This window comes from Aquibium pacificum (assembly GCF_040839445.1).
GTDB classification, from domain to species: Bacteria; Pseudomonadota; Alphaproteobacteria; order Rhizobiales; family Rhizobiaceae; genus Aquibium; species Aquibium pacificus.
The window spans coordinates 870,934-885,478 of the sequence record NZ_JBDPGJ010000001.1; the positions used below are offsets into that span (position 1 = coordinate 870,934).

At 66.0% G+C, this 14,545-nt stretch carries 15 protein-coding genes and 2 pseudogenes; 12 read left to right on the top strand and 5 right to left on the bottom strand.

Features of this window, described 5'->3' with window-relative positions:
* Positions 1–30 precede the first annotated feature (30 nt).
* The gene (locus ABGN05_RS04230; RefSeq protein WP_367953146.1) at positions 31–1,062 is read left to right on the top strand and encodes a fatty acid desaturase; all 1,032 of its coding nucleotides are present in this window, start codon (positions 31–33) and stop codon (positions 1,060–1,062) included.
* A gap of 105 nt (positions 1,063–1,167) precedes the next feature.
* Here the strand turns inward: ABGN05_RS04230 and ABGN05_RS04235 are convergent, their stop codons facing one another.
* Positions 1,168–2,049: a helix-turn-helix domain-containing protein gene (locus ABGN05_RS04235; RefSeq protein WP_367952732.1), complete on the bottom strand. Its 882-nt coding sequence runs from the start codon at positions 2,047–2,049 to the stop codon at positions 1,168–1,170.
* 113 nt (positions 2,050–2,162) lie between these two features.
* On the opposite strand from ABGN05_RS04235, the gene pobA reads away from it, so the two are divergent.
* From pobA to ABGN05_RS04275, 8 genes and pseudogenes are all read left to right on the top strand, one after another.
* Positions 2,163–3,335 carry a 4-hydroxybenzoate 3-monooxygenase gene (gene pobA, locus ABGN05_RS04240; RefSeq protein WP_367952733.1) on the top strand — a complete coding sequence of 391 codons (1,173 nt, stop codon included), beginning with the start codon at positions 2,163–2,165 and terminating at the stop codon, positions 3,333–3,335.
* Positions 3,336–3,522: 187 nt separating this feature from the next.
* A complete protein-coding gene (gene pcaC / locus ABGN05_RS04245; protein WP_373695896.1) occupies positions 3,523–3,882 on the top strand; it encodes a 4-carboxymuconolactone decarboxylase in 360 nt (119 codons plus the stop codon).
* Positions 3,879–4,637: a protocatechuate 3,4-dioxygenase subunit beta gene (pcaH, locus tag ABGN05_RS04250; protein WP_367952734.1), complete on the top strand. Its 759-nt coding sequence runs from the start codon at positions 3,879–3,881 to the stop codon at positions 4,635–4,637. Before pcaC ends, pcaH begins: the two co-directional genes overlap by 4 nt.
* A 62-nt stretch (positions 4,638–4,699) precedes the next feature.
* Positions 4,700–4,927, top strand: coding sequence for a type II toxin-antitoxin system RelB family antitoxin (gene relB / locus ABGN05_RS04255; protein WP_367952735.1), 228 nt, complete (start codon positions 4,700–4,702; stop codon positions 4,925–4,927).
* A gap of 54 nt (positions 4,928–4,981) precedes the next feature.
* A pseudogene (locus ABGN05_RS04260) lies at positions 4,982–5,080 on the top strand (type II toxin-antitoxin system RelE family toxin); the annotation flags it as partial.
* Between the two features lie 13 nt (positions 5,081–5,093).
* Positions 5,094–5,705, top strand: a complete 612-nt coding sequence (gene pcaG, locus ABGN05_RS04265; RefSeq protein WP_367952736.1) for a protocatechuate 3,4-dioxygenase subunit alpha — start codon at positions 5,094–5,096, stop codon at positions 5,703–5,705.
* Positions 5,706–5,720: 15 nt separating this feature from the next.
* Positions 5,721–6,791, top strand: a complete 1,071-nt coding sequence (locus tag ABGN05_RS04270; RefSeq protein WP_367952737.1) for a 3-carboxy-cis,cis-muconate cycloisomerase — start codon at positions 5,721–5,723, stop codon at positions 6,789–6,791.
* Positions 6,788–7,918: pseudogene (locus ABGN05_RS04275) on the top strand (multidrug effflux MFS transporter); the annotation flags it as partial. The gene ABGN05_RS04270 and the pseudogene ABGN05_RS04275, both read left to right, overlap by 4 nt.
* A gap of 59 nt (positions 7,919–7,977) precedes the next feature.
* Here ABGN05_RS04275 and paaZ read toward each other — a convergent pair.
* The 4 genes from paaZ to ABGN05_RS04295 all read right to left on the bottom strand — a co-directional run bounded on the left by paaZ (position 7,978) and on the right by ABGN05_RS04295 (position 11,992).
* Positions 7,978–10,002, bottom strand: a complete 2,025-nt coding sequence (gene paaZ, locus ABGN05_RS04280) for a phenylacetic acid degradation bifunctional protein PaaZ (RefSeq protein ID WP_367952738.1) — start codon at positions 10,000–10,002, stop codon at positions 7,978–7,980.
* Positions 10,003–10,023: 21 nt separating this feature from the next.
* Complete coding sequence (locus ABGN05_RS04285) at positions 10,024–10,362, bottom strand: helix-turn-helix domain-containing protein (RefSeq protein WP_367952739.1); 339 nt, start codon at positions 10,360–10,362, stop codon at positions 10,024–10,026.
* A complete protein-coding gene (locus ABGN05_RS04290; protein ID WP_367953148.1) occupies positions 10,359–10,700 on the bottom strand; it encodes a type II toxin-antitoxin system RelE/ParE family toxin in 342 nt (113 codons plus the stop codon). The genes ABGN05_RS04285 and ABGN05_RS04290 overlap by 4 nt, the downstream gene beginning before the upstream one ends.
* A 71-nt stretch (positions 10,701–10,771) precedes the next feature.
* Positions 10,772–11,992 (bottom strand): cytochrome P450, encoded by a 1,221-nt coding sequence (locus ABGN05_RS04295; RefSeq protein ID WP_367952740.1) that lies wholly within the window; start codon positions 11,990–11,992, stop codon positions 10,772–10,774.
* 129 nt (positions 11,993–12,121) lie between these two features.
* On the opposite strand from ABGN05_RS04295, the gene paaI reads away from it, so the two are divergent.
* Genes paaI through ABGN05_RS04310 form a run of 3 tightly spaced genes read left to right on the top strand, consistent with a single transcriptional unit; the run spans position 12,122 to position 14,539 of the window.
* The gene (gene paaI / locus ABGN05_RS04300) at positions 12,122–12,562 is read left to right on the top strand and encodes a hydroxyphenylacetyl-CoA thioesterase PaaI (protein WP_367952741.1); all 441 of its coding nucleotides are present in this window, start codon (positions 12,122–12,124) and stop codon (positions 12,560–12,562) included.
* Positions 12,563–12,600: 38 nt separating this feature from the next.
* Positions 12,601–13,911 carry a phenylacetate--CoA ligase PaaK gene (gene paaK, locus ABGN05_RS04305; protein ID WP_367952742.1) on the top strand — a complete coding sequence of 437 codons (1,311 nt, stop codon included), beginning with the start codon at positions 12,601–12,603 and terminating at the stop codon, positions 13,909–13,911.
* Between the two features lie 31 nt (positions 13,912–13,942).
* The gene (locus ABGN05_RS04310; RefSeq protein WP_367952743.1) at positions 13,943–14,539 is read left to right on the top strand and encodes a TetR/AcrR family transcriptional regulator; all 597 of its coding nucleotides are present in this window, start codon (positions 13,943–13,945) and stop codon (positions 14,537–14,539) included.
* Positions 14,540–14,545 lie beyond the last annotated feature (6 nt).

Genomic DNA, 14,545 nt, shown 5'->3' on the forward strand with positions numbered 1-14,545 from the left:
TCCTGCTTACTGCCGCGAAACGTGGAGAACCTGTTGCAAACCGACACCGCCACCCCCAGCGCCGCCGACGGGAGCAAGCCCTCCTGGACTGTTGCCCTTGCGCAATACCGGGAGCCGAGCACCGCGCGGAGCACGTTCGAGATCGCCGTGACCGCTGTGCCGTTCGTCGGCCTTTGGGCGCTCGCGGCCGTCGCGGTGGTGCACGGACACTGGTGGGGACTCGTGTTGACGATCCCGGCGGCCGGGTTCCTCGTCCGCCTGTTCGCGCTCCAGCACGATTGCGGGCACGGCACCCTGTTTTCCCGCCGCGGTCTCAACGACTGGACGGGTCGCGTCCTCGGCGTCTTCACGCTGACGCCCTACGACTACTGGCGCCGCACCCATGCCGTTCACCACGCCACTGCGGGCAATCTCGACAAGCGCGGCATCGGCGACGTCAACACGCTGACGGTGCGGGAATTCCGCGCTTTGCCGTGGCTGGGCCGCGTGCGCTACAGGCTTTACCGCCATCCGCTTGTCATGTTCGGCCTCGGCCCCGCATGGCTGTTTTTGTGCCAGTACCGCCTGCCGGTCGGGCTGATGCGCGCCGGGGCGCAGCCCTGGGTGTCGACGATCGCAACCAATTTCGCCCTCGTCGTGCCGGTCGCCGCGATGATCTGGCTGGTCGGGCTCTGGCCCTTCCTTGCGGTGCAGGTGCCGATCACCCTTCTGGCTGCCACCGCGGGCGTCTGGCTGTTCTACGTCCAGCACCAGTTCGAGGAGACGCACTGGTCGGGCGAGGGCGAATGGAGCTTCCAGCATGCCGCCCTTCACGGCTCCTCGCACTACGATCTGCCATGGCCGCTGCGCTGGATAACCGGCAACATCGGCATCCACCACGTCCATCACCTGTCGGCGAAGATCCCGTTCTATCGCCTGCCGGAAGTGCTGCGCGACCACCCCGACCTGCGCAACGTCGGCCGCATCACGCTTCTGGAAAGCCTGAAATGCGTCAAACTCGTCCTGTGGGACGAAAACGCCCGGCGCCTGGTCTCCTTTCGCGAGGCGCGGGTGGCGGCCTGAGTCGGCGCGCGCCGCACTCTCGATCTCCCCACGGCGTCAGGCCCAGAATCAACGCCTGTCGGTCTCCACGCCCAAGCGGCGGCGGACCCGCCCAGTTTCCCACTCTCAAAACTTCAACCTCGCCCGTTCGCGCGCCCGGAACGCGGCGGGGGTCTCGTCGGCGTTCTTGCGGAAGAAGCGGCTGAAGTAGGCCGGGTCGGAAAAGCCAAGGTCGAGCGCGATCGTCTGCGCCGGCAGGAAGGTGAAGACCAGGTTGCGCCTGGCTTCCTCCATCAGGCGCAGGTCGATCAGCCCTTGAAGGCTGTGGCCGGTGCGCGCCCGCGCAATGCGGTTCAGATGCGTGGCCGAGACACCGATCCGTTCGGCGTAGAAGCCCACCGGGCGGTGCTCTCGGTAATGGGTGCCGATCAGCACGGCGAGTTCGTCCAGGCGCGCCTGGTCGCGGTCGGGTCCGTCGTGGCCGGTATCGGCGCCGCCGCCCGAGCGAGCGAGATCGATGACGGCCGAAGTCACCAGGGCGTCGAGAAGGATCATGCGTGCGATGCCGCGGCCCGCCAGTTCCGCCTCGATGCGGCGCAGGCTCGTGACCGCTTCCGGCGCCCGGGCGTCGGCCTGCGGGATGACGCGCGGGCTCGAGGCGAAGGCTGCAACGTCGCTGCTTGCCGCGCACAGCGCGTCCAGCCGTTCGCGCAGCACGGTCACCACCAGCCCGCCGATGTCGCGGGAGAAGCGGAAGCCGTGCACGGCGCCCGGCGGCATGAACACCGCTGTCGACCGCGCCATAGGAAGGTAGCCGCCGTCGGCGAGCACCTCGCCGCTGCCGTCCGAAATGTACAACATCTGGAAGAAGGCGGGGTGGCGGTGCGGCCGGATCTCCCATTCGTGCAGGCGGCTGCGCTCCGGTATCGTCTCGCAATGCAACCAGAATTCGCCGCCCCGGTCGGGTGCCTCACCGTAGAGCTCGTAGTTCGGGATGTAGCGATTCACAGAAACGATCCTGGCGATGTTCCGATTGTGCAATCATTTGTGCGGACTGTCCATTGAGAGCTTCGCCGCCTTCGTCCACTCAGGCACAGGGGCGGAGCATCAGGGAGGAAGCCATGCGCACGCAGGTCGTCATCATCGGGTCCGGGCCGGCTGGCCTGCTTCTCGGGCAGTTGCTCACCAATGCCGGGATCGACAACGTCATCCTGGAACGCGTCACCAAGGACTATGTGCTGTCGCGCATCCGTGCGGGCGTGCTGGAGGAGGGCATGTGCGACATGCTCGACGAGGCGGGCGCCGGCCGGCGCATGCATGCCGAGGGCCTGTCGCACGAGGGCTTCGATCTCGCCTTCGACGGCGAGCGCCACCGCATCGACCTCCACGGCCTCACCGGCGGCAAGCGCGTCATGGTCTACGGCCAGACCGAGGTCACCCACGACCTGATGGACAAGCGCGAGGCGACCGGCGGCGTCACCGTTTACGAGGCGGCCGACGTCACGCCGCGCGATTTCGATGGCGAGCATCCCTACGTGACCTATCGCAAGGACGGAGTGGAGACACGCATCGACTGCGACTTCATCGCCGGTTGCGACGGCTATCACGGGATTGCGCGCAAGTCTGCGCCGGAAGCGCTGCTCAAGACCTACGAGCGCGTCTATCCGTTCGGCTGGCTCGGCATCATCGCCGAGGTGCCGCCGGTGAACCACGAACTGATCTACGCCAACCATCCGCGCGGCTTCGCGCTCTGCTCCATGCGGTCCAACACGCGCAGCCGCTACTACGTGCAGGTGTCGCTGGATGAGAAGGTCGAGGACTGGCCGGACGAGCGTTTCTGGGACGAGATTCGACGCCGCCTGCCGGACGAAGCGGCGCAGAAGATGACCATCGGACCGTCGATCGAGAAGTCCATCGCGCCGCTGCGCTCCTTCGTGGCCGAGCCGCTGCGATTCGGGCGCCTGTTCCTGGTGGGCGACGCGGGACACATCGTGCCGCCGACGGGCGCCAAGGGCCTGAACCTTGCCGCCAGCGACGTGCGCTACCTCTTTGACGGACTGCGAGACTACTACGAGGAGAATTCGACCGCCGGGATCGACGGCTATTCCGAGCGGGCGCTAAGGCGCATCTGGAAGGCGGAGCGGTTCTCGTGGTGGATGACGTCGCTGATGCACAAGTTCCACGATGCGGGCGATTTCGGGCAGAAGATTCAGGAAGCCGAGCTCGACTATCTCGTCCATTCGCGCGCGGCCTCGATGTCGCTTGCGGAGAATTACGTCGGTTTGCCCTACTGAGGCGATCGCAGAGGTGGGGCGGAAGGCAGGCCTTGATCTGCATCAAGGAAGCACACCGGAAAAGTCATGAATGCTGCCGGAAATGACCTTTCCCGCGACGGTGCTTCCCGGTTATGTATACAGACGCCTGATCAGGGAGGACCATGTGACGGAAAAGAACGCGAGAAATCCGCGGTATGAACAGGGCATGGCGACGAGGCGGAGCGTTCTCGGCTCCGCTCATGTCGACAGGGCGGAGGCGAAGAAGACCGGTTTCGACGAGCCGTTCCAGGACCTGATCACCGAGGCCGCGTGGGGTCATGTCTGGTCGCGGCCGGAGTGGACGAAGCGCGAGCGATCGATCGTAACCATCGCGCTGCTCGCCGCGCTCGGACATCATGACGAGGTCGCCATGCACGTGCGCGCGACGGCCAACACGGGTGCGACACCGGACGACATTCGCGAAGCCATGCTGCACGTGGCAATCTATGCCGGCGTGCCGGCCGCGAACCACGCGATCAAGATCGCCAAGCAGACGCTTGCCGAAATGGAGGAGAGCAAGACATGAACGAGAGGGTGGACCTTTCCAACCGCAGACCGGAAACGGGATCGTTCTTCCAGCGCGACCGCGAGTGGCATCCGCCGGCATACACGCCGCAGTACAAGACGTCGGTGCTGCGCTCGCCGCAGAAGGCGCTGCTTTCGCTCGACAACACCATCAGCGAGATCACCGGACCGACCTTCGGCCACAACATCCTGGGCGAACTCGACAACGACCTGATCCTCAATTTCGCCAAGCCGGGCGAAAGCGCCATCGGCGAGCGAATCATCGTCTACGGTCGCGTGCTCGACGAACGCGGCAAAGGCGTTCCCAACGTGCTGGTCGAATTCTGGCAGGCCAATGCCGGCGGTCGCTACCGCCACAAGAAGGACGGCTACCTGGCGCCGCTCGACCCGAACTTCGGCGGCTGCGGACGCACGATCACCGGCGAGGATGGCTTCTACACGTTCCGCACCATCAAGCCCGGCCCGTACCCCTGGCCGAACGGCGTAAACGACTGGCGTCCGCGCCATATCCATTTCGCCATCTTCGGCAACGGCTTCGCCCAACGCCTGATCACCCAGATGTATTTCGAGGGCGATCCGCTGATCTGGAAGTGCCCCATCGTGTCGACCATCCCGAGCCGCGAGGCGATCGAGGCGCTCATCGCGCCGCTCGACATGGAATCGACGATCCCGATGGACGCCATGGCCTACAAGTTCGACATCGTGCTTCGCGGGCGCCGCTCGACGCTGTTCGAGAACCGGCTGGAGGGGAATTGATCTGGATGCGAAGGTTGCGTTGAATGCCATCACTGCATGTATTCGACGCGGAGGTCGTCTCAATGCCGTACAGCATTCGACTCAAGCCCGGGATCAAGGCCCGACTGGACGCGCTGGCTGTCCGGACGGGTCACTCCAAGGCCTACCACCTGCGCGAGCTGGTCGCGAACGGTCTGGATGACTTGGAGGCCCAATACACCGCGGTGGAGGTGTCAGAACGCATCCGTCGCGGTGAAGAGAGGACATACACTCTGGATGAAGTAAGACGCGACCTCGGCTGGGACGATTGAGAGCTCCGAGTGGTGGCGTCGGCGCTTCAAGCGTCGCTGGAAAACTACTGATCCTACCGCGTGGGCGACTATCGCCTCATCTGCGAGATCAAGGATCAGAAACTCGTCGTGCTGGTCGTGGAGATCGGCCATCGATCGGAAATCTATCGCTAGTTGGGAGAGAACCATGCAGTCGCTTGACCGCTACAAGGAAACGCCTTCGCAGACCGCGGGGCCTTACGTCCACATCGGGCTGACACCGAATTTCTGCGACATCGGCGGGGTGTACGAGACCGACCTCGGCGCTGCCATGGTCAACGACAAGACCAAAGGTGAGCGCATCACGGTCAAGTCGCGGGTGATCGACGGCTCCGGCACGGCGCTCCGCGACGCGCTGGTGGAGATCTGGCAGGCGGACGCCGACGGTCTCTACAACTCGCCGTCCGAGATGCGTGGCTCCGCCGATCCGAATTTCACCGGCTGGGGGCGCTGCCCGGCCGACATGGACACGGGCGAGTTCGTCTTCGAGACCATCAAGCCGGGCCGGGTGCCGTTTCGCGACGGCCGCCCGCAGGCGCCGCACATCTCTTTCTGGATCGTCGCCCGCGGCATCAATCTCGGCCTCCATACCCGCATGTATTTTGGCGACGAGGAGAAGGCGAACGCGGAGGATCCCATCCTGCAGCGCATCGAGCACAAGGTGCGGGTCCCGACCCTGATTGCGAAGCGGGAAGGCAACGTCTACACGTTCGACATCCATCTCCAGGGGGAGAAGGAAACCGTCTTCTTCGACATCTGAGAACCGCCCGACTTCATGCCCGCGTCGCCTTTCGACCATCCCCACCTTTCCGGTCTCCTGGGCGACGCGGAAATCGCCGCGTTCTTCTCGGCCGAGGCGGAGATGCGCGAGATGCTCCGCTTCGAGACGGAGCTGGCTCGTGCGGAAGCCACCGAAGGGATCATCCCCGAAATGGCGGCGGAGCGGATCCGTGACGTGCTAGCCGGCTTTTCGCCTGATGCCGAAAGGCTGAAGGCGGGTGTGGCGCAGGACGGCCTCGTCATTCCCGAACTGGTCAGGCAGTTGCGCAAGGCCATTGGCGGGGACGATGCCGCCCATGTCCATTTCGGCGCGACCAGCCAGGACGTCATCGACACGAGCCTCGCGATCCGGCTCGTGGGTGTCTGCGATATCTTCGACCGGCGGCTTACCGGTCTCGTGGATGACCTCACCGCGCTGGAGCGCCGCGACGGCGGCACGCAGGTCATGGCGCACACGCGCATGCAGGCGGCGATCCCCATCACCGCCGCGCGCAAGATCCGTAGCTGGCGCGATCCGCTGGCGCGGCACCGCGACCGGCTTGCGGCGGTTCGCGAAGGCGTGGCGGTCCTTCATTTCGCAGGCGCGGCCGGAACGCTCGAAAAGCTCGGCGGCAAGGGCGCCGCGGTATCGGGCCGGCTCGCCGAGGCGCTGCATCTGAAAGCCATCGACCATCCCCGTCATTCCGAGCGCGACGGCATCGTCGAATTCGCCTCGTGGCTGTCGCTGGTGACAGGGAGCCTCGGCAAGATGGGCCAGGACATCGCGCTCGCCGCGCAGAGCGAGGTCGGCGAGATCAGGCTCGGCTCGGGCGGCGGATCGTCGGCCATGCCGCACAAGGTCAATCCCGTCGGCGCCGAGGCGCTGGTGACGCTGGCGCGCTTCAACGCCACGCTGGTTTCGGGCATGCACCACGCGATGGTGCACGAGAACGAGCGGTCAGGCGCAGCCTGGACGCTCGAGTGGATGCTCCTGCCGCAGATGACCCTCGCCTGCGGGGCAGCGCTCACCACCGCCGCGAAGCTCGTCGCGAACATCTCCTTCAAGGCGCGAGATGCGGAGGCGTGAGGGAACGCGCGATCGTCTTCTATTGCGGCATGCTGATGTCGATCTCGTCCTTCTCGGTCGACATCACGCTGCCGTCGTTCGGCGCGATGGCGCGCGATTTCGGCTCCCCCTTCGAACAGGTCCAGTGGACCATCTCGCTCTACATGATCGGCGCGGGTTTCGGGCAGCTCTTCTGGGGTTCGGTGTCCGACCGCTTCGGTCGCCGCCCGGCGCTCGGCGCCGGCCTGGGGATCTTCCTGCTCGGATGCCTCGTCGCCGCCCTTTCCCCGTCGATCACCCTGCTGCTCGCAAGCCGCATCCTCCAGGGCCTCGGCGCGGCGGCGGCCATCGCGGCTTCACGCGCCATCATCCGTGACCGGCACTCGGGCGAGGAGCTCGCCCGCAACCTGGCGCTCGCCACCGCGATCTTCGCGATCGGGCCGATCCTGGCGCCGCTGATCGGCGCCGCTGTCGGGGCTCTGGCGGGCTGGCGCTTCATCTTCCTGGGGCTCGCGATCTTCGCTGGCGGCCTGCTGGTGGTCTTGATGCGGCTGCCGGAGACGCTGCGGACGCCATCGCCGGATGCCATGCGGCCGCGCGTCTTCCTGCAGAGGGTGCAACGGCTCTTGCGCCATCCGCAGTCGCGGCACTTCCTGTTCCTGTCGGCCGTCATCATGTCGTCGATGCTGCTGATCCTCGCCGCGACGCCGCGCATCTACGAGCACGCATTCGGGCTGACCGGGACGAAGTTCGCGCTCTACTTCGCCTTCCACGGTTTCGGCATCATCATCGGCCAGGCGGCGAACAGACAGCTGATCCGGCGCATCGGCATCGTCAACGCGATGCTCGCGGGCACGGCGGTGCTGATCGTTTCAGTGCTTCTCATGTTGGCCGCAATCTGGGCCGGCTTCATGAGCGCGTTCGTCATGACGGCGCTGCTCGTGCTCTTCGCGACCAGCTACCTCATCCTCTATTCCAACGCCGCGGCGATGGTGCTCGACCCGCACGGCGACATCGCCGGCTTCACAGCGGCGTTCTACGGCTTCGTCAGCCAGATCGGCTCGGCGTCGATCGTCGCGGTTCTGGTCGTGCTGACGGGCGACAGCGTCACCGCGTTCTGCTGGACGCTGCTCGCGATTTGCACGCTGTGTCTGCTCGGGCTGCTGGGGTGGCGCCGAGGAGGTGAGGGCGGCGCCCGATGGCGCTCCTACATCGCATTCATCGTCAGGAGTTCATACGACGCGACCTGCTCGCCATCCTGGTTCGTCACCGCCACGTCCCAGCGCACCTCGCCGTATTCGGCATTGCGCTGTGTCTTCGACTTCGCCGTCAGCCGCACCTTCAGCGTGTCGCCCGGCGCGACCGGCTTCATGAAGCGCAGATTGTCGAGGCCGTAATTGGCGAGCACCGGGCCGGGCGCCGGATCGACGAACAGCCCCGCCGCGAAGGAAAGGATCAGGTAGCCGTGCGCGACGCGGCCGGGGAAGAAGGGGTTCGCCTTCGCCGCTTCCTCGTCCATGTGGGCGTAGAAATTGTCGCCGGTGAATTCGGCGAAGTGCTCGATGTCGGCGAGCGTTACCTCGCGCGCGGCGGTCTCCAGCGTATGCCCGATCTCCAGCTCGCCAAAAGTCATCCGGAACGGATGCCTGTCCTTCGGGAGCGTCTTCGAGCCGGGTACGAATGTCTTCGTGATCCCGCTCAGGAGGTCCGGGCTCGCCTGGATCGCGGTGCGCTGCATGTAGTGCATGACGCCGCGGATGCCGCCCATCTCCTCGCCGCCGCCGGCGCGCCCCGGTCCGCCATGGACGAGATGGGGCAGGGGAGAGCCGTGGCCGGTGGCTTCCTTGCCGGTGTCGCGATTGGCGAAGTAGAGGCGTCCGTGCCAGGCGCCTGAGGCCAGCACGACCTTTCGCGCGACCTGCGGATCGTGCGTGAAGACCGAGGCGACCAGCGAGCCCGCGCCGCGGTTGGCGAGCGCGGTCGCGTGGTCGAGGTCGCGATAGGCCATGACGGTCGACACTGGCCCGAACGCCTCGACCGAGTGCACGTTCTCGGCTCCGTCCGGATCGTCGCAGGAAAACAGCATCGGCGAGACGAAAGCGCCCCCTGCATCCACGCCATCCGGCCGCGAACCGTCCGTGCTGCCGAAGACGAGCCGTGCCTCCGAGCCGATGAGCCGGGCCTTCTCCAGCACATCCTCGCGCTGGGCGAGGCTTGCCAGCGCCCCCATCTTCGTGGCCTCCGCGCGAGGGTCGCCAACCACGGTCTTCGCCAGACGTTCCGAGATCGCCTCGATGACGGCCTCCTGGTGTTCGGCCGGAACCAGCACGCGGCGGATGGCGGTGCATTTCTGTCCGGCCTTGGCCGTCATCTCGCGGTGCACCTCGCGCACGAAGGTGTCGAACTCCGGCGTGCCGGGGGCCGCGTCCGGGCCGAGGATGGTGGCGTTGAGCGAATCCTGTTCGGCGACGAAGCGCACCGCATTGCCGAGCAGGTTTTCGTTGGAGCGCAGCATGCCGGCCGTCGCCGCCGAGCCGGTGAAGGAGACCACGTCCTGCGAGCCCAGGCGATCGAGCAGGTCGCCGGTCGAGCCGGCGACGAACTGCACCGCCCCGTCCGGCAGGACGCCGGATTCGATCATCATGCGGAAGGCGGCCTCGGCGAGCCATGCGGTGGCCGATGCCGGCTTGACGATCGCAGGCACGCCGGCGAGCAGCGTCGGGGCGAGCTTCTCCAGCATGCCCCAGACCGGGAAGTTGAAGGCGTTGATGTGCACCGCCACGCCTTGCAGCGACGTCGCCACGTGCTGGCCGAGGAAGGCGCCCGTCTTGCCGAGCTGTTCGAGATTGCCGTCGACGTAGATGACGTCGTCCGGCAGCTCGCGCCGCCCCTTGGAGGCGTAGACGAACATCGTGCCGATGCCGCCGTCGATGTCGATCATGGAATCGGTCTTGGTCGCGCCGGTGTCGTAGGAGAGCTCGTAGAGCGCGTCGCGGCGCTCGTTCAAATACTGCGCCAGCGCCTTCAGCATCGCCGCGCGCTGGTGGAAGGTGAGTTCCCGCAAGGCCGGTCCGCCCACCTTGCGCGCGTGGTCGGTCATGCGTTCGAAGTCGAGTTCGGCGCCAAGCCGCGCGATCACACGGCCGTCCACGGCGCTCTTCAGGTCCGAGATCCTGCCCGAGGGCGCGACCCATTTGCCGGCTGCGAAGCTGTTCAGCGAGAGGATGGTCATTTAAGTCTCCTGTGGAGAGTGTCAGGCAGTTTCGTGCCGGAATGTGATCGAGCCTTGGCCTCCGGCCTTTTCCGTGGGTCTGGCGATGATCTCCACGTCCCGGTCGAATGCCGTCAGAAAACCGAGCAGCCGCTCCACCGAATATTCGCGAAAATGTCCCCGAAAGAGCCGCGACACCTCGGGCTGGCTTATGCCCATGCGTGAAGCTGCTTTGGCTTGCGTAAGGCCTTCCGCCTTGGTCAGCCGAAAGATCTCTGCGACCAGCTGGGCCTTCAGGAAATGCCGGTCGGCATCGGGCAAGCCGAGTTCGGTAAAGATGTTGCTTTCGCTTTCATGGATTCCGGTATCTTGCGCTGTCATCGTTCACGCTCCGATTTGTTCTTCGCATGGTCGGCTTCCGCCTCCCGGATGCGGCGCTTGATGAGGTCGATCTCATGGACGGGGGTCTTGATCCCGCGCCGCGACTTCTTCTCGAAGCAATGCAGCACGTAGACGGCCGTGTCGAAGCGCACCGCGTAGACCGACCTGTATGCGTTCCCGTCAAATTCTCCGGCCAGTTCCAGCACGCCCGCTCCCAGTCCCTTCATTGCCTTCGCCGATGGAGGATGCTGGCCGGTCTGCGCCAGGAACAGTTCGAACCCGAAAGCCTCCTGCACCCTTGGCGGGAATTCGCCGTAGTCCTTGCGGCTGGAGCCCACCCACAACAACGGCTTTGTCGGGCGTGGAAGCCTATCCATGAGCAAGATATGAGTTATTACTCATGGTTCTGTCAATCCCGCCCCACCCGCGCCGGCAGCGTCGAGAACCCGCGAAACCGCACGCGGCCTGTGCGTTTCGGTTCGGCGGCCAGGCGGTAGTCGGGAAAGCGCGCCAGGAAGCGCGAAACCGCGATGCGGCCTTCCATGCGCGCCAGTGAGAAGCCGGCGCACAGATGCGGGCCCTGCGCGAAGGCGAGGTGGCGGTTGGGCTTGCGGGCGACGTCGAGCCGGTCCGGCTCGGGAAACTGTCGCGGGTCGCGGTTCGCCGCGCCGATCGCCAGATGGATGCGCGTGCCGGGCTCGATGGTTTCGCCGTGGAACGCGCACGCCTCCACGGTCATGCGGTTGCCGAGCTGGTTCGGGCTCTGGAAGCGCAGGAATTCGTCCACGGCCGTATCGATCAGGTCCGGATTTTCAATCAACCGCCGGCGCTCCTCGGGCCACTGGGTGAGTTCGTGCAGCGCGTTGCCGATCAGGTTGGTCGTGGTCTCGTGGCCGGCATTGAGGATGAAGATGCAGTTCTGCAGCAGCTCCGTATCGGAAAGCAGTTCGCCGTCATTGCCGTTGATGAGGCGCGTCAGCACGTCGGTCGCGGGATCGCCCGGGCTGGCGCGCCGCTTCGCCGCCAGTCCGCCGAGATAGGCCTTGAAGTCGGTCACCGCGCGGTTGCCGCGCTCCTGCTGTTGGGGCGTCAGAACGGGCTCCAGCGCGCCGAGGATCGCCAGCGACCAGTCGCGCAAGGGACCACGCTCTTCGTGCGGCATGACGAAGAGGTTGCCGATCACCTCGAGCGGAATGGCGGCGGCGAAATCCTCGATCAGATCGGCCTCGCCCTTGTCGGCGATACGGTCGAGCAGGCCGTCCACGAGCGCGACGAGGCCCGGCTCCATTGCCGCGATCGCCCTCGGCGTCAGCGCCCCCATCATGATCTTGCGCACCCGCGTGTGCAGCGGGGGATCGTTGAAGACGAGGCTGGTCGTGTGATGCTCGTAGAGCGGCGTGCGGCCGAATTTCGGCAGGAATTCCACCTTCTTGTCCGACGAGAAGGTCTTTGTGTCCCGATACACGCGGTCGAGGTCGGCGTGGCTCGAGAGCATCACCGATCCATCGCGGAAGCGCTTCAGCGGCGCATGGTCGAGCAGGGCGCGATAGACGGGGAAAGGGTCCTCGGCGAAGCCGGGCGTCAGGGCGCCGATGTCGAACTCCTCGGCGAGGGATCGTTCCGCCTGCATGTACTCGCTCCTCCCAAGCGCCGAAGCCGATCGCGGGCGGCTCCTCGCATATTATTGACCGGCCGGCCGGTTTATGCAAGTCTCCGTACTACGATGCCCTTGGGAGGGGCGCGGGCAGGGGAGGCTCGGATGGCATTGACGGCGCAGGAGATCGCGCGGCGTTCAGCGGACGCGATGTGGGCGCGCGACGACGCGTCGAAATGGCTTGGCGCCTCGCTCGACGCCGTCGGTCCCGGCACCGCCACGATGTCCATGACGGTCGAGAAGCATCATACCAACGGCCACGACATCTGCCACGGCGGCTTCATCTTCACCCTGGCCGACTCGGCCTTCGCCTTCGCCTGCAATTCGTACAACCAGATCGTGGTGGCGCAGCACAACGTCATCACCTTCGTCGCGCCCGGCAGGCTCGGTGACCGGCTGGAGGCGACGGCGCGCGAGGTCGCGCGCTTCGGCCGCTCCGGGCTCTACGACGTCCGGGTCACCGATCAGTCCGGCAGGCTGATCGCCGAATTCCGTGGCGCATCGCGGGCGATCGAGGGCAGGCATTTCGACGAGGACGCGGCCTGAGCCGCCGCGAGGCATCGGGTGTTCGTGGGAGGAACGACATGAGGGATCTGACACCGAACAAGCAGGATCTTGATCCGATCGAGATCGCCTCGCGCGACGAGATCGCCGCACTGCAGCTCTCGCGGCTCAAATGGTCGCTCCGGCACGCCTACGACAACGTCGCACACTACCGGAAGAGTTTCGACGCGGCGGGCGTGCATCCGGACGACCTGAAGCAGCTTTCGGACCTGAAGAAGTTCCCGTTCACATCCAAGCAGGATTTGCGTGAGAACTATCCCTTCGGCATGTTCGCGGTGCCGCGCGAGAAGGTGGTGCGCGTCCATGCCTCGTCGGGCACGACCGGCAAGCCGACCGTGGTCGGCTACACCCGCAACGACATTGATGTTTGGGCCGAATGCGTGGCCCGCTCGATGCGGGCCTCGGGCACGCGGCCGGGCGACATCGTTCACATCTCCTACGGCTACGGCCTCTTCACCGGCGGGCTCGGCGCCCACTACGGGGCGGAGCGGCTGGGCTGCACCGTGGTGCCGTGCTCGGGCGGAATGACGACGCGGCAGGTGACGCTGATCGAGGATTTCCGCGCCACCACGATCATGGTCACGCCGTCCTACATGCTCTCGATTCTCGACGAGTACCGGGCCCAGGGTCTCGACCCGCGCGAGAGCCCGCTGCAGGTCGGCATCTTCGGCGCCGAACCCTGGACGAACGCCATGCGGGCCGAGATCGAGGAGGCCTTCGACATGCACGCCGTCGACATCTACGGCCTGTCGGAGGTAATGGGCCCCGGCGTCGCCAACGAGTGCGTGGAGACCAAGGACGGGCTGCACATCTGGGAGGACCATTTCTATCCGGAGGTGGTCGACCCGATCACCGGCGATCCGGTCGACGACGGCGGTCAGGGCGAACTCGTCTTCACCTCGCTCTCCAAGGAAGCCTTTCCGGTGATCCGCTACCGCACGCGCGACCTGACGCGGCTCCTGCCGGGGACGGCGCGCACAATGCGGCGCATGGAGAAGATCACCGGCCGCTCCGACGACATGATGATCCTGCGCGGCGTCAACGTCTTCCCGACGCAGATCGAGGAGCAGATCCTCGCCGTCGAGGGACTAGCGCCGCATTTCCAGATCGAACTGATCCGCGAGGGCCGCATGGACGAGATGATCGTGCATGTCGAGGCGACCGTGACGCACACCGCCGACGAGGCCCGCATGAGCGCCGGCCACCGGCTGCGCGAGCGCGTCAAGGACGTCGTCGGCGTCAGTGTCAGGGTCAACGTCACCGAGCCCGAGAAAGTCGCGCGCAGCCAGGGCAAGGCCCAGCGCATCGTCGACAACCGGCCGAAGGCGTGAGGGGGATGAACCCCGCTTTCGAAACTGCCTGATGGCCCGCACCCGCGCCAAGGACTACGACGACAAGCGCCAGGCCATGCTGCATCAGGCGGCGAGCGTGTTCGCGCGCGACGGCTACGACCGCGCCTCGATGGCCGGGGTCGCCGCCGAATGCGGAGTCTCGAAGGCTCTGCTCTACCACTATTACGCCTCCAAGGAGGCGCTGCTCTTCGACATAATCAACTCGCACCTGGAAGAGCTGATCGACGCGGTCGACGCGGCCGACGAGCCGGGCCTGCCCGCCCCGGAGCGGCTGGAGCGCCTGGTCGCGTCGCTGCTGGAGGCCTATCGCGACGCAGATGCCGAGCATAAATTGCAGGTCGGCGCCATGCAGCTGCTTCCCGAGCCGGATCAGGTCCGGCTGAAGTCGCTCGAGCGCGAGCTCGTGACGCGCTTCGCCGACGCGGTGCGCGCAGTCGACCCGCAGGCGTTCGAGGGCACGCCGCTGCTCAAGCCGGTCACCATGAGCCTCTTCGGCATGCTCAACTGGTTCTACATGTGGTTCCGCGACGGCGGCCCGGTCAGCCGGCGCGAGTATGCCGCGCTCGCCACGAAGCTGCTGGTGGGCGGCATTCGCGGATTGACCTGAACTGAC